The sequence below is a fragment of the Pseudomonas sp. CCI4.2 genome (genome assembly GCF_034350045.1).
Lineage (GTDB): Bacteria > Pseudomonadota > Gammaproteobacteria > Pseudomonadales > Pseudomonadaceae > Aquipseudomonas.
Window position 1 is genome coordinate 4,273,142 of the sequence record NZ_CP133781.1, and the last position, 18,270, is coordinate 4,291,411.

The window sequence follows — 18,270 nt, forward strand, 5'->3', positions numbered from 1 at the left end:
GAGATGATGATCGGCCCCTTCGCAGGCAAGCCTGCTCCCACAGTATCTAAGTCTGCTTGCTATCAACCTCTTCAATGAAAACCCAGGCCGTTCCGCTTTCGCAGCCTTCGGCATCCCTACAATTGTCCTGCGCTTGCTACACAACACGCAGCATTACCCACTGTTATTGCAGGTTCCTGCCCGCAGTAACGCGGGCCAGATGTTTCACGAGTTATGCGAGATCGAGCTTGGCGTTGGTTTCATTCGCCGCCTGAGTCATTTTCACTAACGCACTGTTCAGGAACGTGTTGCCTTTGTCATCGGTGCTGGCGCTGGTGCCGGAACCTGCCGCGCCACCACTTTGAGCTGCAGCAGCCTGCATTTCCGTTTGTTTCTTGATGATGTCAGCGAGTTTGGTTTCTACCTTGGCTGCCGCATCCGGGGACATGGCTTTAAGATCAGCCTCGGTCAGCCCCATGCTTTTCAATGCGCCGTAACGCATTTTCTGAGCAGGCGTCAGCGCCATGTAATCCTTGAACTGATCCGCCGCACTTTGCGTACCGGTGGTGCCGGTGGTGCCGGTTGCGCTACTGGCGTTGGTCACACCGCCCACTGCAGAAGCGGCGGTGAGGTTATCACTGCTGTCACTGCTGTCCGTCGAAGCCACTTGGCCCATGGGGTTTTGCAGGTTAACCATCATTTTCGCGAACGCTTCTTCACGGTCCTGTTCTTGCTGGCTCGACGCGCTTGACTGAGCCGACGCGCTGCTACTACCCACTGCAGTCGGTTGAACCGTCGAATCGCTCAAACTGAGGAAATCAGCTTCGGGCGACTGGGAGGCGGAACGTACTACCGGAATTGAATAGTCCGTCCTACCGAGGCCACTGATAAAACTCATTTCAGTTACTCCAATAAGTGCCGTTGTACAAATATATCTCCCGAATTCTGAGCAAAGCACGTGCCAGCCGGACGATATGCCCTGCGGGGCACGATTTAAGGCATTCTTAGATTAACCGCGTCATAGATGCTTACAAATCAAAGGCAGCAAATGGCCGGCGTCGGCAAGTGATTGCCGCGTTGATCGCTACGCCATCTGTAGGAGCCAACTGGTTGGCGAAGCGCCTGGATTGACACGCATGGCGCTGACGGCCTATCGCCAACCAGTTGGCTGCTACAGACGGTCTGTTAACGCTCCACGGCAGGGAAATCCACGTCGGTGGACGCCACGCTGTTGAGGTAATTGGTCAAGGTTAACAGCGCGACTTGGGTCACGACTTCGACGATCTTGGCGTCGGTCAGGCCCGCAGCACGGGCAGCAACCAGGGACTCATCGCTCACACGTCCTTTGGTGGACACCACTTCACGGGCAAACACCGTATAAGCGCTCAAGTCGCCATCACGGGCGCTGCGGATCGCGTCGGCGGACAGTCCCGCTTTACTACCGAACAACGTGTGCGCAGCCAAGCAGTATTCACAACCATTGACTTGGGAAGTGGCCAGCGCAATCGACTCACGCTCGACCCCGCTCAGCGAGTTCTTGCCAAAGGCTTGGGAAAATTGCAGATAGCCTCCCAGAGCTGCAGGTGAATGTGCCAGGGTTTTGAAGACGTTTGGCACGATGCCGAAGCTTTTTTTCACCCCTTCCAACAAGGGCACGGAAGCGGCGGGTGCGTGTTCAAGGCTCAGAGCAGGGATGCGTGACATAGTGATTCTCCGAAGTATTCGGTCGCGGTATGCGCCGACGGGGCCTATGTTAGGAACAATCCATGTACCATCGGATCCGAATCGTCGCCGTTATGCGACATATCGTCCAAAAAACTGTTTTTTCTGAGGTCATCCATGGATCGCTTGTCTGCCCTCTTGACGCACTTTGGTGTCAGCGCCGGAACGTTTCACAGCGGTGACTTTTGCGGGATTTCTGCGTTCGACGACGAAGAGCCACGCGGCCATATTCATTTGCTGCAAGCGGGGCAGATCAAACTCCGCCTGGCCGATAACCGCGAGCAATTGATTACTGAGCCCACTTTGATTTTTTTCCCTCGGCCGTATAGGCACCGGCTGAGTTCCACCGAAGCGGATGGCACGCGGTTGGTCTGTGCGTCGCTGAACTTTAACGGCGGAGTGAATAATCCGCTGTCGTCCGCGCTGCCTGACTACCTGCTATTGCCGCTGGCAGACGTGGCCATGCTCGGGGTCACGCTGGAGTGGCTGTTTCGCGAGGCGTCGGGGGATGACTGCGGGCGTGACGCGACAATGGACCGCCTGTTCGAGCTGTTGGTGATTCAGTTGTTGCGGTATTTGCTGGCAACCCATGGCATGGAAAGCGGCATGATGGCCGGGCTGGCCGACCCGCGTTTGTCACGGGCATTGAACCAGATGCATGCCAATCCCCAGCAACCGTGGACGGTGGCTGAGCTGGCCACGGCGGCCAACATGTCCCGAGCGAGCTTCGCTGCGCATTTCCACAGCGTGCTCGGGCAACCGCCTGCGGATTACTTGATGAGCTGGCGCATTAGTCTGGCGCAAAAGCGCTTGCGGGACGGCAAACCCATCGCACTGATTGCCGACGAAGTGGGCTATGAAAGCTCTTCCGCCCTCGCCCGGGCCTTTCGACGCAAGACCGGCACCAGCCCGCGCGACTGGCTGCGCAGCCAAACGTCATAAACCATAAAGTCCAACGTCGCCTGGGGCGTCGTCGGACTTTTCTTAACCGCAGGCTATCGCCGGTGGGTTATCAGAAGATCGAGATCGGGTAATCCGCGATCAAACGAAACTCGTTGACGTCGCCTTCGGCCTGATCCGCGTTACCCCGGTGCCATGCCTGACGCATGCGCAAGGACAAGTCCTTGGCCGGCCCAGTCTGGACCGTGTACTTGGCTTCAAGGTTGGTTTCGTGGTGTTTACCGTTTGCGCCATAACCATAAGCACGATAAGGGCTGTCAGCGGCCATCCGCGTCCCGTCGATATCATCACCGTGGATATAACGAACCATGAAGGCCAGTCCAGGAACACCGTAACTTGTCATGTTCAGGTCATAACGCGCTTGCAGGGATTTCTCGCCAGGACCGTTGAAGTCGGAATACTGAATTGAGTTGGCCAGGTTAATAGAGTCAGCGGTGTCACCTGGGCCGTTCTTACCAAATGCCACGTAGTCGAACGGGGTATCGCCGTGGACTTTCTGGTACGCAATAGTGACGGTGTGTGCGATCAGGAAGGTGTAAGCCGCTGCCATTGAGTACGCGGTGTTACTAATATCGCCGGCCTTGGCCGACCCTTCGTCGTTAGTGCGATAAATATTGAAATCGAAGTTCAACGACTGCAGGTCCGAGATCGCCAAGGTGTAGTTAGCGTTGGCGTAGTACTGACGCCAGATATCTTCAAGCTCAGACCCGTAAACACTGAGCGAGAGCGCGTCAGACACCGCATATTTGCCGCCGGCATAACTGATGCTATCGGCCGCTACGTTGGCGTAAGAGGCAAACAGGTCATGCTCGCTGTTGGTCGTGACCGGACCATTGCCGCTGGTAAAGTGCCCGACATCCAGTTCGAGGCCACTAATTTCGCTGCTCAGCAAATTGAAACCGGTACCGGTCTGCGGCATTAGTCGTGAACCACCGGCAGCAAAGACTGGCGCCGTGGGTTGCAGATTGCCCCAGAGCAGCTCGGTTTTGGAGATTCGCATTTTCAGCGCACCGCCTGCCCGACCGTATTCATCTGCGGGGGCGCCGTTGCCTTGCACCGGCAGGTTACCGGTTCCGGTTGTCCCCGCACCGCCGTCAAGCTTGAACGCCCAGTTACCGAACGCTTCAACGCCGAAACCGACAGTGCCTTGGGTGAAACCCGAGCTGTAGTTGGCCAGGATGCCCTGGGTCCAGTCTTTGCGGTCTGCGCCGCCGTTTTTTACATCTCGGTTGAAATAATAGTTTCTAAGGTGCACGTTAAGACTGCTGTCTTCTATAAATCCTTTCGCATCAGCTTGATCGCTAACGACACCCGCCGCTGCGAACTGGCAAACGCCAAGAGAGACCGCGAGGGTCACAAGATTCCACTTAACAGACATCATTTTTGACGATCCCCTAATTCTGATATGCCATCGCCATCAAACACCTGAGAACGGGAATACCCCTGAGTTCAGGCGAATGGATTAACGATAGTTGTGCGTTGGCAGATGGCTTTTACATCAAGACCGTGTACTGAAATCACGGTGAAATCACGGGCAATCCAGCCCTGTTTTTATCTTTTTAATCACGGGATCGCCCCGTGCGGTACAACTTTTAACATCGAAGTTCCCTACCGTTTATGTCGATTTTCATGATAGTCAGTATCGACTAACGTAATAGTTCAACATTCATGGCGATGTTAAGGTGCGTCTCGATGACCGACCACGCCTCGACCGCTTTCTGACTCCGCATCAGGAGGCAACGATTTGGCTGCTCCACTTCATCGATCCTTTGGTTACACATTTTTTGCCACCCCACCTTTCGTGCGGTGGCTTTTTTATGGCTGCGATGCGGTGGTATTGATCAGAGATCAAACCGGTCAATCGCTCGACGGCGCTCATTGTCATCGCGCATGTCATAGCTGGCAGTGGTCGAGATGTTGGTGTGATGGGCGAGCTTTTGGGCGATGGACAGGTCGTGCTCTTCTATGACCCGCGTAATGAATGAGCGCCGAAAATCGTGGGGCATGATGTCCATGCCAATCTGCCGTCCGCGCTGCTTAGCGATAAAGTAGATCGCATGTTTGGTGACCCGCTCACGGGTGATATGAGCGCCGCGACGAATACGGTTGAACAGGAAAGCGTCGTCGCCCTGGCCTTCTGGCAGGGACCTCCGGCGAAGTTCAAGCCAGTCGTTAAGCACGGTGAACGCCCATGCAGGCGCGTATTTGATCAATTGTTTATTCCCTTTGCCCGTCACCTGCAAACTGCGCTCGGCGAAATCAATCTGCGCCAGATCCAGGTTCACCGATTCTGACTTGCGCATCCCCGAGCCATACAAGATGGCGATGATCGCCGCGTCGCGTCTGCCCTGTGGCCGAGGGTCTGCGGCACAGACATCCATCAGTTCGCGAATGAGCGAGCGTCGAATGTTCTTTCCTTTGGGTAGGCGCGTTCCGGCAATGGGTTTTACCGAACGCATTTTTAACAAGTGTTCGTGACTGATCAGGCTTTGCCGCCACGCCTCGTTGGTCACACCGCGAATCGCATTGACGTACAGCGATGAAGTGTTGGGCGCGTAACCATCCTCGCGCAAGGTCGCCACCAGGGCGATGACATGCCCCGGTTGCAGTTCGTGCCACGGCACGTCGTGAATGTCGGTCTCGCTGAACCCCAAGCGATCCGCTGCGTCTTGCAGCACGTACTTCATCGTGAGCTGACTCGACGGTGCTAGTCGCGCCAGATAAAGCGCCAACGGATTGTGTACCTCACCCAGCGACATGGCATAACGGCCTTCTAGGGTCGAAAAAAGCCACTCTACACCACAACCATCGCGGCTAACTAACTGAATAAAAACAGTATTTTAATATTCAGCGTTCGTCAGGCTTCAACAGCTCGGCACCATTGAATACCCCGCCCAAGTGCATCTGCCGCCCGCCACTGGCCAACGGGCCGAGGTCGATGGGCGCCAGCCCCAGGGACTTGATCAGGTCGGTGACGCACGCCTTGGCCTGGGCATCGTCTCCAGCGAGAAACGCTACGCGCCTGTGGCCATCGGGCGCCCCAGTGAAGAAACCAGCGATAGGCAAGGTATTGAACGCCTTGACCACCCTGGCGTCCGGTGCAAGGCGGGCAATGATTTCACTGCCGCTGTCGTCGCCCAGGTCGGCCACTTTGTAATCGGGCAAGTAATTGAGGAAGGTATTGGTGGCATCGATGAGGATGCGCCCTTCCCATTTTGGTAAAGCCGGCAACGCTTGCGCCACGCTGACCCAAGGAATCGCCAGTATCACCAGATTGCACGCCGCAGCCTGCTCCAGCGTGCCGGCCTTGGCTTTGTGACCCAGCCGATGAATCAGCGACGTCAGGCTAGCGGGTCCCCTGCGGTTACTGAGGAGCACTTCATGGCCCGCACGAATACATTCTGCCGCCAAGGTTTCACCGACAGCTGCCGCGCCAATAATTCCGATGTTCATGGTTCCCCCTTAATGCAGTAGACAAAAATGGGCCAAACGCGAAAATTATAGCTTCGCTTCCGAGCGAGGAATTAATTCGCCAAAACCGAGACCAACGCTCTGAAATAAATTCTTGCGACGGCTGAATAAACCTACCCTCATAGGTGTTCACTTACCAACACCGCGTTGTCGCAGGTCTTTAGGAGGGGCCGCGCTGTCGCGTAGCCCACTCAGGGTGTGTTGTCACCAACCCATTGTGTTAACAAATTAGTTCAATCGGAGCTGCTCATGAACAAAAATACCACCACAAGATCCGCTCGTCGTCCTTCGGCTTTGCTCTTGGCGGGCTGTTTGGCTGCCACGTTGTTAAGCGCGCAGGTGCTGGCCTCCGGCGGTGACAGCGATGAATCGGACACGCCGAAAAAACCAAACTGTCCCAAGGGCCAGGTCTACGACACCAAAACCAAGTCCTGCGTGAATCAACAAAGCAGCCTGACTCCCGATGCGGACAAAACCGATTACGCCTACCGACTGGCCAAGGCCGGGCGCTACCAAGAGGCGCTTTCGCTGCTGGACACCCTGAAAGAACCGAACACGGCCAAGGCACTGAATTACCGCGGTTATGCCACCCGTAAACTGGGCCGCACCGATGAAGGCATCAGCTATTACCTGAAATCCGTGGCGCTGGACCCTAACTACGCGCAAGTCCGCGAATACTTGGGCGAGGCCTATGTCATCAAGGGGCAGCTGGATTTGGCCAAGGAACAGTTGGCAACCATCAAAACCCTGTGCAGCACGACCTGCGAGGAATACCGTGATTTGGCTCACGCCATCAATCACTCCTCACGGACGTGACCGTTAGCGGGCACGCTTGGCCCGGTGTCCTCCGGGCCGTCACTGCCTGGCTCAATTCGCAGGCCGTCATCGCGAAAACTATCCACCTCCGGGCCAAGCTGAGACAGAACCTTGCGCACCTACAGCTTGGTGCTGTCGCGTCAACAGCACGGGGCGCGCTGGATGCGACATCTGCGCGCAGCAATAGCCGCGATCATGGCTGGAATCGGTCGCTCGATTCTGGTCTATTAGCGCGTCGCTTTACGACACCAGCCTGAACCGCCGCTCTGAAAAAAGGTAATCGAATGTCTGCCCAACGTTTTAAGAAAGCCATGACCTCGTTCGCCCTGCTCGCCTCGTTCGTCACTGCCACCTCCGTCTTCGCCCATGCTCACCTGCAAAGCCAGACACCCGCGGCTGACAGCACCGTGAGCGCGCCTAAAGAATTACGCCTGAACTTCTCCGAAGGCGTCGAGGAAAAATTCACCAAGGTGGTTCTCACGACCGACACCGGTAAAGCCGTTAGCGTAAAAAGCATTGCCACTGCTGCAGACGATAAAAAAATCCTGATTGTGACCCCGGCGGCGCTGCTGGTTGCCGGTCAATACCACGTCGAATGGCACGCGGTTTCGGTCGATACCCATAAGAGCGATGGCTCATACGCGTTCACGGTAAGCCCTTAATTTCATGCAAACCGCGCTCATCCTGTGCCGTTTCGTGCACTTTGCTGCAGTCTTGTTGCTGTTTGGAAGCTGCCTGTTTCGGACAGGGTTCTTCCGCGTCCAGCTAAAGACCGTAGACACCGCTGCGCTAGACACAAAGCTCACGTGGTGCGCACGCGCATTGATTCCTTTGGCCCTTGTCAGTGGCGTGCTGCTGCTGGTGTTTATCGCCGCGAGCATGGCGGGCAGTTGGCAAGAAGGGTTCGATCCAAACACCCTTGCGCTGGTCTTGAAACAAACATTTTTTGGCAAGGTCTGGAGCGTCCATCTGCTGCTGAACGCCCTGCTGTTGGTCGGTGTGGTTTCACCTCGACGCTCTTCGCCCACCCTGCGCCTGATCCTCGCCGCGTTGCTACTCGCAACACTGGCGCCGGTCGGTCATGGGGCGATGTTCGATGGCACGCTCGGTGAGTTGATGATCCTCAATCAACTTGTCCACTTGTACGGCGTAGGTGCGTGGCTAGGCGGCTTGTTGCTGTTGTCGTTGCTGATGGTGAACTCGGCGCCCGCCAACCATGTCCTGCCGCTGCTGCTGCGGTTCAGTGGCGTCGGCTACGGCTTGGTGGCGTTGATTATCACCACTGGCCTGATCAACGTCCGGGTCATGAGCGGCGCGTTATGGCCAGAACCCGCACTGTCCGGGTTCGGACTGATTTTGCTGATCAAGGTGTGCCTAGTGCTGTGCATGCTGCTGTTGGCGCTGTTTAATCGGTTGCTACTCAATCATCACGCTCAACAATTCAATGTTCTGCGCACGAGCATCGCCGTGGAGTGCCTGTTCGGTTTACTGGCGGTGGCGGCGGTATCGTTGTTGGGAACACTGCCGCCCATGCTGGCGACCTGACGGCCGGCACCAAAGCGTTTCAGACCTGTAGTTTGCGCTTGCGAAATTCAGCCACTTTATGACGGTTGCCACATTGCGCCATGCTGCACCAGCGGCGTTTGTGGGACTTGGTACGGTCATAAAACCACAGCACGCAGTCCGAATGTTCGCAGGTGCGAATCAGCGAAAAATCGCCACCCACCAGCAGTTGCGCAGCGGCTTCCGCCAGCGGCGCGAGAAACTGTTCAGCGGTTTGCTGTTTGCGCACACGTTCGAGGCGCAATGTGTCCGGGGCATCCCAGATCAGTTGCGGGTGGCTCAGCGCTTTGCGCAAGTAGGCATTCAATGCGGTTGGATTACCCAGAATCCAGGCTTTACGCTCCTCAATGCCCACACGAATGATCTCGCGCAGCTCAACGGCGGCCGCCAATAACGCGCCTTCGGCAAACGTCGGGATTCCCGAGGCGTCAAACCAGCCGGCACGTATCAGCCAGCGCGCTACATCGGCGTCGTGCCGCCAGAAATCGATCAATATTCCATCGACATTGGCTCGGGTGTTGAGCATGTCCAGAATCGGGTCATCGGCCACAAGAGCCGGTTCGTTCGAGTGCGCATCAGGGGTGACGGTAGCCATGGTGCCTCCTTGAATCAAGGCTGCCATCGTAACCCCTATAGGGTGATATGAACAGTTACAGACTGATCGACTACTCAGCGATTGACGTCCACCACCACCCGACCACGGACTTTTCCGGCAATCAACTGAGCTGAAACCTCGACCACCTCACTGAGCCCAATTTCGTGGCTGATCAACGGGAGCAACGACACGTCGAAATCTTTCGCCAGACGTTCCCAAGCGGCAATCCGGTCAGCCCGAGGCCGATTGACGCTGTCGATGCCCGCCAAGGTCACGCCGCGCAAAATAAACGGCATCACCGTGCCCGGAAATTCCATGCCCTGCGCCAGGCCGCACGCGGCCACGGTGCCTCGATATTTGATGCCGGCGCAGACGTTCGCCAGCGTGTGGCTGCCGACCGAATCAATGGCGGCGGCCCAACGCTCTTTGGCCAGCGGTTTACCGGGTTCTGACAAGGTGGCGCGTTCAATGATCTCGGCGGCACCCAGCTGTTTCAAATACTCGCTTTCGGCAACGCGCCCGGTGGAGGCCACGACGCGATAACCCAGCTTCGCCAAAATAGCCACCGCGAAGCTGCCGACGCCACCATTGGCCCCAGTCACCAGCACATCGCCCTTATCCGGGTGCAGACCGTGCTCTTCCAAGGCGATCACCGCGAGCATCGCGGTGTACCCGGCCGTGCCGATGGCCATGGCCTGTGCAGCGGTAAAACCCGTGGGCAACGCAATCAGCCATTTCCCTTCAAGCCGGGCTTTTTCGGCGAGGCCACCCCAATGCGCTTCGCCGACGCCCCAGCCGTTGAGCAACACCTCGTCCCCGACGTTGAATTGGGCGTCACTGCTGTGCTCCACCGTGCCCACCAAATCCACGCCCGGAATCATCGGAAATTTGCGCACCACAGGCCCGGTGCCGGTAATCGCTAAACCGTCTTTGTAGTTCAACGTGCTGTAAGACACGCGCACGGTGACGTCGCCGGGTGGAAGTCGGTCTTCGCTGATCTCGCTCAAGCCTGCGCGATAACCCGCCTCGTCTTTCTCGATCAAAATGCCCTTGAACATGCATGCCTCCGATATAGACCGATCGTCTAGTAATAGATCAAAAAATCACTGCGGTAAGCCCCGCAGGAAGCCCGCAATGAAGGTATTCAATGGATTGCCACTTTGAACCAGCCGAGCGCGCAACACAGCGCCCTCCCAGCCGATCCAGAAAAACGCCGCCAATTCAGCGCAGTCAGCCGTCACCGACAATTCCCCCGCTGATTGGGCCGCCTTTAAACACCGCGTCAACCGTGCTTGCCAATCGAGAAAAATGCTTTCGAGCGCGGCGCGAAACCCTTCCGGCAACACACAGACCTCTTGGCCCATGTTGCCGACCATGCACCCGCGCCGGTAGTCATAACGGGCCATTCCGAGGTTGGCGTCTTGGGCGAAAGCCGCCAGCCGCTCCAACGGCGAGAGTGTTTCGTCCAACAGCCAGCGATCCAGTTTGCGTGCAAAAAATGCCGCGTAATGGTCCAACACCGCTCGGCCGAACGCCTCTTTGCTGTCGAAGTAATGGTAGAACGAGCCCTTTGGCACACCGACCCGCTTAAGAATGCTGTCGATGCCAGTCGCCATGAACCCTTGCTCGGTCAGGACCTCAGTCCCGCAACGAATCAATGCGTCGCGGGTTTCAAAGTTGTCTCTGTCGACCTTGGGCGGACGGCCTGGACCCCGTGGTTTAGCGCTAAGTGTTGTCATCCACGGAATACTAGACTGATCGTCTTTAATGTCAATGCCACTGCCAAGAAAACAGCCATGTAACCTATAAAATACTATTTGACAGGTTACAACGAATGGCGGAAAAATAAACGTCCCCTTCATTCGTCGCTTATCGAGAACCGTTGCCATGACCACTTACCCGGCTCACGCCACCACCACTGTTCGCTACCAACACGTCGATGCCGACGGCGTAAAGGTTTTCTACCGCGAAGCCGGCGCGCCTGATGCCCCAGTGATTTTGCTCCTGCACGGTTTCCCGAGTTCATCGCACATGTACCGCGACTTGATCCCGCATCTGGCCACCCGCTACCGCGTCATCGCACCGGATCTGCCGGGCTTCGGCTTCACCGACGTGCCTGCCGAACGGGACTACCGCTACAGCTTCGACAGCCTGGCAAAAACCGTTGAACGCTTTGTTGAGGTGCTGGGCCTGAGCCGCTACGCGCTGTATGTGTTTGACTACGGCGCCCCAGTCGGCCTAAGGCTGGCGGTTGCGCACCCTGAGCGGGTCACCGCGCTGATATCCCAGAATGGCAACGCTTACCTGGAAGGCCTCGGCGACGCGTGGGAGCCGATTCGTAATTATTGGCAAACGCCGAGTGCGGCCAACCGGGAAATCATTCGCGAGGCGGTGCTGAACCTCGACGGTGTGCGCTATCAATACGTGCATGGCGTCACCCACCCGGAACTGATTGCGCCGGAGTCGTACACCTTGGATGTGCTGCTGATGCAGCGTCCGGGCAACGCTGATATTCAGCTGGACCTGTTTCTCGATTACGCCAACAACCTGACGCTGTACCCGGCGTTTCAGGCTTTTTTCAAACAGACCCAAGTACCTGCGCTGGTGATTTGGGGCAAACATGATCCGTTTTTCATTCCACCCGGCGCCGAGGCGTATAAACGCGATAACGCTAACGCGGTGATCGAGATGCTCGACACCGGCCACTTTGCGCTGGAAACTCATGCCGACTACATAGCCCAGCGCATCGTCGAGGTGCTGGGAGACGCTATCCGCTGAACACCTCAGGTCACCCGGTGGCCTAGCTGTTGTTTTATTAGGAGAATTCAACCGTGAGTACATGGCCCGACCGTCGCATCCTTGATCTATTCGGTATCGAACTGCCGATTCTGCAAGCACCCATGGCCGGATCCAGCGGTTCGGCCCTGGCGATTGGCGTTGGCAAGGCTGGCGGCCTTGGGTCACTGCCGTGCGCCGCGCTGAGCCAAGAGCAGATCCGCGAAGAAGTAAGCCTGATTCGCAGCCAGAGTCCCGGCCCACTGAATTTGAATTTTTTCTGCCACCAGCCACCCGCTGCAGACCCCGCGCGGGAGGCTCGCTGGAAAGAATCGCTGAAAGACTATTACACCGAGCTGGGGGCTGATTTCGATGCGCCCACCCCGGTATCGGCCCGCGCGCCCTTCGATGAGGCCATGTGCGCACTGGTCGAAGAGCTGAAGCCCGAAGTGGTCAGCTTCCATTTCGGTCTGCCCGAGCAAGCGCTGTTGAAACGGGTCAAAGCAACCGGCGCCAAAGTGATTTCATCGGCCACCACGGTTGATGAAGCGATATGGCTGGAGCAACACGGCTGTGACGCCATTATCGCCATGGGTTACGAGGCCGGCGGCCATCGCGGGCTGTTCCTGAGTGAGGCCCTGTACACCCAGATCGGCACGTTGGCGTTGGTGCCACAAGTTGTCGATGCTGTCAGTGTTCCGGTGATTGCCGCAGGCGGGATTGGCGACGCTAGAGGTATCGTCGCCGCGTTTGCGTTGGGCGCTGCGGCGGTGCAAATGGGCACGGCCTATTTGTTCTGCCCGGAAGCCAAGGTCAGTGCGCCGCATTACCAAGCGTTGCGCAGCGCCAAAGCCAGTGAAACAGCGTTGACTAACCTCTTCACCGGGCGGCCGGCCCGGGGCATCGTCAACCGTGTGATGCGTGAACAAGGCCCGATCAGCGCTATCACGCCGGCGTTTCCTTTGGCGGGGGGCGCACTGATCCCGTTACGCGCCCGGTCCGAACCCCAAGGCAGCGGTGATTTCCTGAACCTATGGGCCGGTCAGGCGGTGGGCCTGAAGCACGAACTGTCCGCAGAAGCACTGACACGACAACTCGGTGCCCAAGCGCTGAAGAAGTGTTCCAGGCATTAATCTCGGGGCTTCGCTTCCCCGTAGGGATTTGCCGCTATATATTCCGCTCTATAGCGCTAGGCCCATGGCGGCCTAGCCACACAGTTATTCCGCCCTAAACCTATGGAAAGCGTTCATGCTAACGGGTCCATCACGCATCTCCCTCAACGCCTTGGTTGTCGTGTTCGTTGCGCTTGGCATGAACGCAGCGTTCGCCGATGACGTCCAGGTGGCGGTCGCTGCCAACTTCACCGCGCCGATCCAGGCCATTGCCAAAGATTTTGAGAAAGACACCGGGCACAAATTGATTGCAGCCTATGGCGCCACTGGGCAGTTCTATACCCAGATCAAAAACGGTGCCCCGTTTGATGTGTTCCTGTCTGCCGATGACACCACCCCGGCCAAGCTGGAAAAAGAGGGTGACACCGTTCCCGGCTCGCGCTTCACCTACGCCGTGGGCAAATTGGCCTTATGGTCGGCCAAAGACGGTTACGTTGACGACAAAGGCGCCGTCCTCAAGGCCAACCAGTATCAGCACCTGTCCATCGCCGATCCAAAAGCCGCCCCATACGGCCTGGCGGCGACTCAGGTCTTGGCCCATCTGGGTCTGACCGACGCGACGAAAGACAAACTCGTTACCGGCCAAAACATCACTCAAGCCTATCAATTTGTCTCCACCGGCAACGCTGAGCTGGGCTTTGTGGCGCTCTCGCAAATCTACAAGGACGGCAAAGTCACCAGTGGTTCGGCATGGCTGGTTCCGGCCAACCTGCATGACCCTATCAAGCAAGACGCGGTCATCTTGGCCAAGGGCAAAGACAACGCCGCTGCCAAAGCACTGGTTGAATACTTGAAGGGGCCAAAAGCCGCTGCGGTGATTAAATCCTACGGCTATGAGCTGTAAATGCCCCTGGGTGGTGAAGACCTGGAAGCGATTTGGCTGACGCTGAAACTGGCGTCACTGACCACCTTCATTCTGTTGCTGATCGGCACACCCATCGCGTTATGGCTGGCACACACGCGTTCGTGGCTCAAGGGCCCGGTGGGTGCGGTGGTTGCCTTGCCGTTGGTGCTGCCGCCCACCGTGATCGGCTTTTACCTGTTGCTGACCATGGGGCCCAACGGTTTTGTCGGGCACTTTACCCAAAGCATTGGCTTGGGGACGCTAACCTTCAGCTTCCCCGGTCTGGTCATCGGCTCGGTCCTCTATTCGATGCCCTTCGTCGTGCAGCCTTTGCAGAATGCCTTTTGCGCGATTGGAATACGGCCACTGGAAGTCGCCGCCACCTTACGCGCTAATCCGTGGGACACCTTCTTCAGCGTCGTGCTGCCGCTGGCCAAGCCGGGGTTCATTACCGGGGCAATCCTTGGGTTTGCCCACACCGTGGGCGAATTTGGCGTGGTGCTGATGATTGGCGGCAATATCCCCGGCAAGACCCGCGTGGTCTCGGTGCAAATCTACGACCACGTTGAGTCCATGGAGTACCTGCACGCGCACTGGCTGGCGGGGGCCATGGTGGTGTTTTCTTTTCTAGTGCTGTTGGCGCTGTACTCCAGCGGCAAAACCAAAGCGAGCTGGAGTTAAACCATGACATTGCCGCTCGCTGAGATTCAGGTTCGGCTGCAACTGGCTTACCCCAGCTTTGCCGTGGACGTCGACCTCAAGCTGCCGGGACGCGGAGTGACAGCGCTCTACGGCGATTCCGGTTCGGGTAAAACCACCTGCCTGCGGTGTATTGCCGGGTTGGAAAAAGCGCACCACGGGTTTATTCAAATCAACGACGAGGTATGGCAAGACAGCAGTAAAGGCATTTTCCTCGCCCCGCATAAGCGTGCGCTGGGCTATGTCTTTCAGGAGGCCAGCCTATTCCCGCATCTGTCGGTACGCGGCAACTTGGAATTCGGTTTGCGACGCATCGCAAGTCATCAGCGCAAAGTGCAACTGCCTCAGGCTACCGCGTTACTCGGCATCGAACACCTGCTGGATCGACGCCCGGACAAATTGTCTGGCGGCGAGCGCCAACGCGTCGGGATTGCCCGCGCCTTGCTGACCAGCCCGCGCCTGTTGTTGCTGGACGAGCCCTTGGCGGCGCTGGACGCCAAACGTAAAAGCGAAATCCTGCCGTACCTGGAGCGGCTGCACGACGAGCTGGATATTCCGCTGCTGTACGTCAGCCACTCCCAAGACGAAGTCGCACGGCTGGCCGACCACATTGTGCTGTTGAGCAACGGTAAAGCCCTGGCCAGCGGTCCTATCGGTGAAACCCTGGCGCGACTCGACCTACCGATGGCGACCGGTGACGCTGCCGGGGTAGTGATTGAAGGCGTCGTCAGCGCGTACGACGTCAATTACCAGTTGCTGACGCTACAACTGCCCGGCAGCGATTTAACCGTGCGTGTGGCCCATGCGCCCATGGATATCGGTAAACACTTGCGTTTCACCGTGCAGGCCAGGGACGTCAGCCTGAACCTGCAACCCGACGACCAAAGCAGCATTCTTAACCGCTTGCCGGTGACTGTGACCGGTGAGGTGGCGGCCGATAACACGGCCCATGTGTTGGTCCGGCTCGAGGCTGCTGGCGTACCGCTGCTCGCACGCATCACCCGTTACTCCCGCGACCGGCTGCACCTCTATCCCGGCCAACAATTATGGGCACAGATCAAGTCGGTGGCGGTCCTGGCATAGTTCACCGAAACGCCAGTGGCACCCCTGCGAATTCCAGCGGTCAATGCTGATAACTGCTGAAGGAATTCGCCATGTCCGACTCGACCGACGTCATCCAACTGCCTTCCGACCTGCACTATGTCGACGACACTCAAGTGGGGTTCAGTCGAAAAATCTTGCGCGGCAAATTTGCTTACTTCGACACCGCCGGACAGCGCATCCGCGATGAATCGGAAATCAAACGGATCAATGCGCTGGTGATACCACCGGCCTACACCGATGTGTGGATTTGCGCTGACCCTCAAGGGCATTTGCAAGCCACCGGACGCGACGCACGGGGCCGCAAACAGTATCGCTATCACCCGCGCTGGCGCGAGATCCGCGACGAGAACAAGTACTCAAGGATGATTGAGTTTGGCATGGCGCTGCCCAAGGTCCGCAAGCAACTGGAAGCGCAATTGAATGCGCCGGGCATGGGTCGGGACAAGGTCATGGCGACCGTTATTTCACTGCTGGACGCCACGTTGATTCGTATTGGCAACAGTCAGTACGCTCGAGACAATCGGTCTTACGGGTTAACGACGCTGCGCAATAAACACGTGGAAGTCAAAGGCAGCGCAATTCTGTTTCAGTTTCGCGGCAAAAGTGGCGTCGAGCATCAAATCAGCATTAAGGATCGACGCTTGGCGCGCATCATCAAGCGCTGCATGGAGCTGCCGGGGCAGAATCTGTTTCAGTATCTGGACGACAACGGCGAGCGGCACTCGGTGAGCTCTTCAGACATTAACGCTTATCTGCACAGCCTCACCGGCGCTGATTTCACCGCCAAGGACTACCGAACCTGGGCCGGCAGCGCATTGGCGCTGACAACCTTGCGCAAGCTGAAATGGGAGACTGAGGCCGACGCAAAAAAACACATCGTCGACATGGTGAAGGAAGTCGCGCGGCAACTGGGCAACACCCCGGCGGTCTGCCGACGTTGCTATATCCATCCTGCGGTACTCGAAGGTTTTCTACTGGGTAATCTAGCCAAACTGCCCCGGGTTCGACAACGCAAGGGCCTGCGGCAAGAAGAAGTCGCGCTGGCGACTTTCCTCCAAGCGCTAGCCACAAAAGCCGCCGAAATGGCTAAAAGCGCTGACTGAATGCTAGCGCGAAGTGTAACTACTCGCTCACCCTGTCTACGGCGCGGTCATGCAACGTACGAACAGGCTTTCCATTCTGAACGTAACTACTGGACAGCTCTTCAATCCGGAGCAGTAGATGGCGCACCGCATGTTTAACTTCTTTAAATACCGCATCGGGCTCATCCACCTGCGCCACCTGTTTCAGCAGGGTATCAACAGCAGTCCCGGTACTCCGTTGGTTGGTCAACACATACAAAACATCTAATCCTTCGCTCGCCAGCGCCGCCAGGTAATCCGCCTTCGGCACCCGCTCACCGCTTTCGTACTTACCCTGCGCATTGGCCGCAACGCCGCCCAGAAGACCCATTTCTCGTTGTGAATACCCCAGCCGCTTGCGCTCTTGCCTGAGTCTCGCACCCATCTCGTTCATTTTCTCTGACTACCTAAACGGTCATTGACTGCCAAAGTCTCTCAAAAAAAAACAACAATTTAAATGTCCTCTGTTTCATAAAGTCGACTGTTGGTCGGAACGCCGCCCCCTCCGGCCGTCTATATAGTTCCTCACCATTCATTTGATGGTTGACATATTTTCCAAGCGGCTTTCAATCCGAACATACCGCAGGCATGCACTCTTTCAACGACGGTCATCGACATTTACTGAACATCTCCCCTATGGGCGGATCAACGAACTACGCGATCAACAACGCCCTACTACTTTTGAGGAATTCCCTTCATGGAACGACCCATCATATTCAGCGCACCCATGGTGACAGCAATACTGCGCGGCAAAAAAACAGTCACCCGCCGCATCGTCAAACAGGTTGAGTCATCTGCATCGGCCTCGCAGCGGCCTTCACTTGCACTCAGCATGGGCAGTGAAATGGAGCAGACAACAATAGAACCTTCATCTGTGCCTCTTCACGTGTCCGACGAAGCGTGCCCCTACGGTCAGCCGGGGGACCTGCTGTGGTTAAAGGAGTCATTTTATGCGTTCGGCCGATGGGAGGCTCGATTCAGTAAAGACCTTTATCGCGATGAGTGGCGCTTCGTCGACCTCACGTTAAACAGCGGGCTGACCTATCAATATAAGCAACCGGCTGATTACCTCAAAACCGCGCGATCCGACCCGCGTCCCTGTTGGTGGTTGCGGTCCAGTGTGTTCATGCCGCGCCGCGCCTCACGCATCACACTTGAGATCACCGAGGTACATAAGGAGCGCCTGCGGGACATCACCGACGAACAGGCCATCGCTGAAGGGTTTTCAGCGCTGCATGACGGCATGCATGGTTACTTCGCCAATCATTTACCGCCGCCCAGTGCAGGCATCAGTACGACTCCCGTGATCGCTTTTGCAGTTTTCTGGCAGAGCCTCAATGGTGTGGAGTCCTGGGACGACAACCCCTGGGTCTGGGTGGTTGGCTTTCGGCGCATAACGTCATAGATTCATCGGTATTTCAGTACCTACCCTATTGGCTTAAGGCTCGA

At 57.1% G+C, this 18,270-nt stretch carries 20 protein-coding genes; 11 read left to right on the forward strand and 9 right to left on the reverse strand.

Annotation, left to right across the window (positions count from 1 at the left end):
* Positions 1-211: 211 nt before the first annotated feature.
* Positions 212-877: a hypothetical protein gene (locus RHM65_RS19355; protein ID WP_322170135.1), complete on the reverse strand. Its 666-nt coding sequence runs from the start codon at positions 875-877 to the stop codon at positions 212-214.
* 287 nt (positions 878-1,164) lie between these two features.
* The gene (locus RHM65_RS19360; protein WP_322183921.1) at positions 1,165-1,683 is read right to left on the reverse strand and encodes a carboxymuconolactone decarboxylase family protein; all 519 of its coding nucleotides are present in this window, start codon (positions 1,681-1,683) and stop codon (positions 1,165-1,167) included.
* Between the two features lie 135 nt (positions 1,684-1,818).
* On the opposite strand from RHM65_RS19360, the gene RHM65_RS19365 reads away from it, so the two are divergent.
* A complete protein-coding gene (locus RHM65_RS19365) occupies positions 1,819-2,643 on the forward strand; it encodes an AraC family transcriptional regulator (RefSeq protein ID WP_322170129.1) in 825 nt (274 codons plus the stop codon).
* Between the two features lie 70 nt (positions 2,644-2,713).
* On the opposite strand, the gene RHM65_RS19370 is transcribed toward RHM65_RS19365, so the two are convergent.
* From RHM65_RS19370 to RHM65_RS19380, 3 genes are all read right to left on the reverse strand, one after another.
* Positions 2,714-4,042 carry an OprD family porin gene (locus RHM65_RS19370; RefSeq protein WP_322170126.1) on the reverse strand — a complete coding sequence of 443 codons (1,329 nt, stop codon included), beginning with the start codon at positions 4,040-4,042 and terminating at the stop codon, positions 2,714-2,716.
* Between the two features lie 460 nt (positions 4,043-4,502).
* Positions 4,503-5,420: a site-specific integrase gene (locus tag RHM65_RS19375; RefSeq protein WP_322170124.1), complete on the reverse strand. Its 918-nt coding sequence runs from the start codon at positions 5,418-5,420 to the stop codon at positions 4,503-4,505.
* A gap of 88 nt (positions 5,421-5,508) precedes the next feature.
* Positions 5,509-6,114 carry an NADPH-dependent F420 reductase gene (locus tag RHM65_RS19380; protein ID WP_322170122.1) on the reverse strand — a complete coding sequence of 202 codons (606 nt, stop codon included), beginning with the start codon at positions 6,112-6,114 and terminating at the stop codon, positions 5,509-5,511.
* Positions 6,115-6,381: 267 nt separating this feature from the next.
* On the opposite strand from RHM65_RS19380, the gene RHM65_RS19385 reads away from it, so the two are divergent.
* From RHM65_RS19385 to copD, 3 genes are all read left to right on the forward strand, one after another.
* Positions 6,382-6,948, forward strand: coding sequence for a tetratricopeptide repeat protein (locus RHM65_RS19385; protein ID WP_322170120.1), 567 nt, complete (start codon positions 6,382-6,384; stop codon positions 6,946-6,948).
* A gap of 284 nt (positions 6,949-7,232) precedes the next feature.
* Complete coding sequence (copC, locus tag RHM65_RS19390) at positions 7,233-7,610, forward strand: copper homeostasis periplasmic binding protein CopC (protein ID WP_322170117.1); 378 nt, start codon at positions 7,233-7,235, stop codon at positions 7,608-7,610.
* Positions 7,611-7,614: 4 nt separating this feature from the next.
* Positions 7,615-8,493, forward strand: coding sequence for a copper homeostasis membrane protein CopD (gene copD / locus RHM65_RS19395; protein WP_322170114.1), 879 nt, complete (start codon positions 7,615-7,617; stop codon positions 8,491-8,493).
* Between the two features lie 19 nt (positions 8,494-8,512).
* Here copD and RHM65_RS19400 read toward each other — a convergent pair whose 3' ends face one another.
* The 3 genes from RHM65_RS19400 to RHM65_RS19410 all read right to left on the reverse strand — a co-directional run bounded on the left by RHM65_RS19400 (position 8,513) and on the right by RHM65_RS19410 (position 10,845).
* Positions 8,513-9,106, reverse strand: a complete 594-nt coding sequence (locus RHM65_RS19400; RefSeq protein WP_322170111.1) for a CGNR zinc finger domain-containing protein — start codon at positions 9,104-9,106, stop codon at positions 8,513-8,515.
* A 74-nt stretch (positions 9,107-9,180) separates the two neighbouring features.
* A complete protein-coding gene (locus RHM65_RS19405; protein WP_322170108.1) occupies positions 9,181-10,164 on the reverse strand; it encodes an MDR family oxidoreductase in 984 nt (327 codons plus the stop codon).
* Between the two features lie 45 nt (positions 10,165-10,209).
* On the reverse strand, positions 10,210-10,845 hold the full coding sequence (locus RHM65_RS19410) for a TetR/AcrR family transcriptional regulator (protein ID WP_322170105.1): 636 nt from the start codon (positions 10,843-10,845) through the stop codon (positions 10,210-10,212).
* Positions 10,846-10,993: 148 nt separating this feature from the next.
* On the opposite strand from RHM65_RS19410, the gene RHM65_RS19415 reads away from it, so the two are divergent.
* From RHM65_RS19415 to RHM65_RS19440, 6 genes are all read left to right on the forward strand, one after another.
* The gene (locus RHM65_RS19415) at positions 10,994-11,884 is read left to right on the forward strand and encodes an alpha/beta hydrolase (RefSeq protein WP_322170102.1); all 891 of its coding nucleotides are present in this window, start codon (positions 10,994-10,996) and stop codon (positions 11,882-11,884) included.
* A 53-nt stretch (positions 11,885-11,937) separates the two neighbouring features.
* Positions 11,938-13,014, forward strand: coding sequence for a nitronate monooxygenase (locus RHM65_RS19420; protein ID WP_322170099.1), 1,077 nt, complete (start codon positions 11,938-11,940; stop codon positions 13,012-13,014).
* Positions 13,015-13,192: 178 nt separating this feature from the next.
* Positions 13,193-13,897 carry a molybdate ABC transporter substrate-binding protein gene (gene modA, locus RHM65_RS19425; protein WP_416194796.1) on the forward strand — a complete coding sequence of 235 codons (705 nt, stop codon included), beginning with the start codon at positions 13,193-13,195 and terminating at the stop codon, positions 13,895-13,897.
* Positions 13,898-14,578 (forward strand): molybdate ABC transporter permease subunit, encoded by a 681-nt coding sequence (gene modB / locus RHM65_RS19430; RefSeq protein ID WP_322170094.1) that lies wholly within the window; start codon positions 13,898-13,900, stop codon positions 14,576-14,578.
* 3 nt (positions 14,579-14,581) lie between these two features.
* On the forward strand, positions 14,582-15,679 hold the full coding sequence (gene modC, locus RHM65_RS19435) for a molybdenum ABC transporter ATP-binding protein (protein WP_322183923.1): 1,098 nt from the start codon (positions 14,582-14,584) through the stop codon (positions 15,677-15,679).
* A gap of 71 nt (positions 15,680-15,750) precedes the next feature.
* On the forward strand, positions 15,751-16,803 hold the full coding sequence (locus RHM65_RS19440; protein WP_322170089.1) for a DNA topoisomerase IB: 1,053 nt from the start codon (positions 15,751-15,753) through the stop codon (positions 16,801-16,803).
* 19 nt (positions 16,804-16,822) lie between these two features.
* Here RHM65_RS19440 and RHM65_RS19445 read toward each other — a convergent pair whose 3' ends face one another.
* Entirely contained in the window at positions 16,823-17,215 is a 393-nt protein-coding gene (locus tag RHM65_RS19445; protein WP_322170087.1) for a helix-turn-helix domain-containing protein, read from the reverse strand.
* Positions 17,216-17,518: 303 nt separating this feature from the next.
* Between RHM65_RS19445 and RHM65_RS19450 the strand changes: the two genes are divergently transcribed.
* Positions 17,519-18,226 (forward strand): hypothetical protein, encoded by a 708-nt coding sequence (locus RHM65_RS19450; RefSeq protein ID WP_322170084.1) that lies wholly within the window; start codon positions 17,519-17,521, stop codon positions 18,224-18,226.
* The last annotated feature ends 44 nt before the right edge of the window (positions 18,227-18,270 follow it).

Coding starts and splice junctions, on each gene's coding strand:
- RHM65_RS19375 (WP_322170124.1), bottom strand. CDS start 5,420: ATGTCGCTGGGTGAGGTACACAATCCGTTGGCGCTTTATCTGGCGCGA.
- modC (WP_322183923.1), top strand. CDS start 14,582: ATGACATTGCCGCTCGCTGAGATTCAGGTTCGGCTGCAACTGGCTTAC.
- modB (WP_322170094.1), top strand. CDS start 13,898: ATGCCCCTGGGTGGTGAAGACCTGGAAGCGATTTGGCTGACGCTGAAA.
- RHM65_RS19385 (WP_322170120.1), top strand. CDS start 6,382: ATGAACAAAAATACCACCACAAGATCCGCTCGTCGTCCTTCGGCTTTG.
- RHM65_RS19365 (WP_322170129.1), top strand. CDS start 1,819: ATGGATCGCTTGTCTGCCCTCTTGACGCACTTTGGTGTCAGCGCCGGA.
- RHM65_RS19360 (WP_322183921.1), bottom strand. CDS start 1,683: ATGTCACGCATCCCTGCTCTGAGCCTTGAACACGCACCCGCCGCTTCC.
- copC (WP_322170117.1), top strand. CDS start 7,233: ATGTCTGCCCAACGTTTTAAGAAAGCCATGACCTCGTTCGCCCTGCTC.
- RHM65_RS19355 (WP_322170135.1), bottom strand. CDS start 877: ATGAGTTTTATCAGTGGCCTCGGTAGGACGGACTATTCAATTCCGGTA.
- RHM65_RS19370 (WP_322170126.1), bottom strand. CDS start 4,042: ATGATGTCTGTTAAGTGGAATCTTGTGACCCTCGCGGTCTCTCTTGGC.
- RHM65_RS19380 (WP_322170122.1), bottom strand. CDS start 6,114: ATGAACATCGGAATTATTGGCGCGGCAGCTGTCGGTGAAACCTTGGCG.
- RHM65_RS19400 (WP_322170111.1), bottom strand. CDS start 9,106: ATGGCTACCGTCACCCCTGATGCGCACTCGAACGAACCGGCTCTTGTG.
- modA (WP_416194796.1), top strand. CDS start 13,193: ATGAACGCAGCGTTCGCCGATGACGTCCAGGTGGCGGTCGCTGCCAAC.
- RHM65_RS19405 (WP_322170108.1), bottom strand. CDS start 10,164: ATGTTCAAGGGCATTTTGATCGAGAAAGACGAGGCGGGTTATCGCGCA.
- RHM65_RS19440 (WP_322170089.1), top strand. CDS start 15,751: ATGTCCGACTCGACCGACGTCATCCAACTGCCTTCCGACCTGCACTAT.
- copD (WP_322170114.1), top strand. CDS start 7,615: ATGCAAACCGCGCTCATCCTGTGCCGTTTCGTGCACTTTGCTGCAGTC.
- RHM65_RS19445 (WP_322170087.1), bottom strand. CDS start 17,215: ATGAACGAGATGGGTGCGAGACTCAGGCAAGAGCGCAAGCGGCTGGGG.
- RHM65_RS19415 (WP_322170102.1), top strand. CDS start 10,994: ATGACCACTTACCCGGCTCACGCCACCACCACTGTTCGCTACCAACAC.
- RHM65_RS19410 (WP_322170105.1), bottom strand. CDS start 10,845: ATGACAACACTTAGCGCTAAACCACGGGGTCCAGGCCGTCCGCCCAAG.
- RHM65_RS19450 (WP_322170084.1), top strand. CDS start 17,519: ATGGAACGACCCATCATATTCAGCGCACCCATGGTGACAGCAATACTG.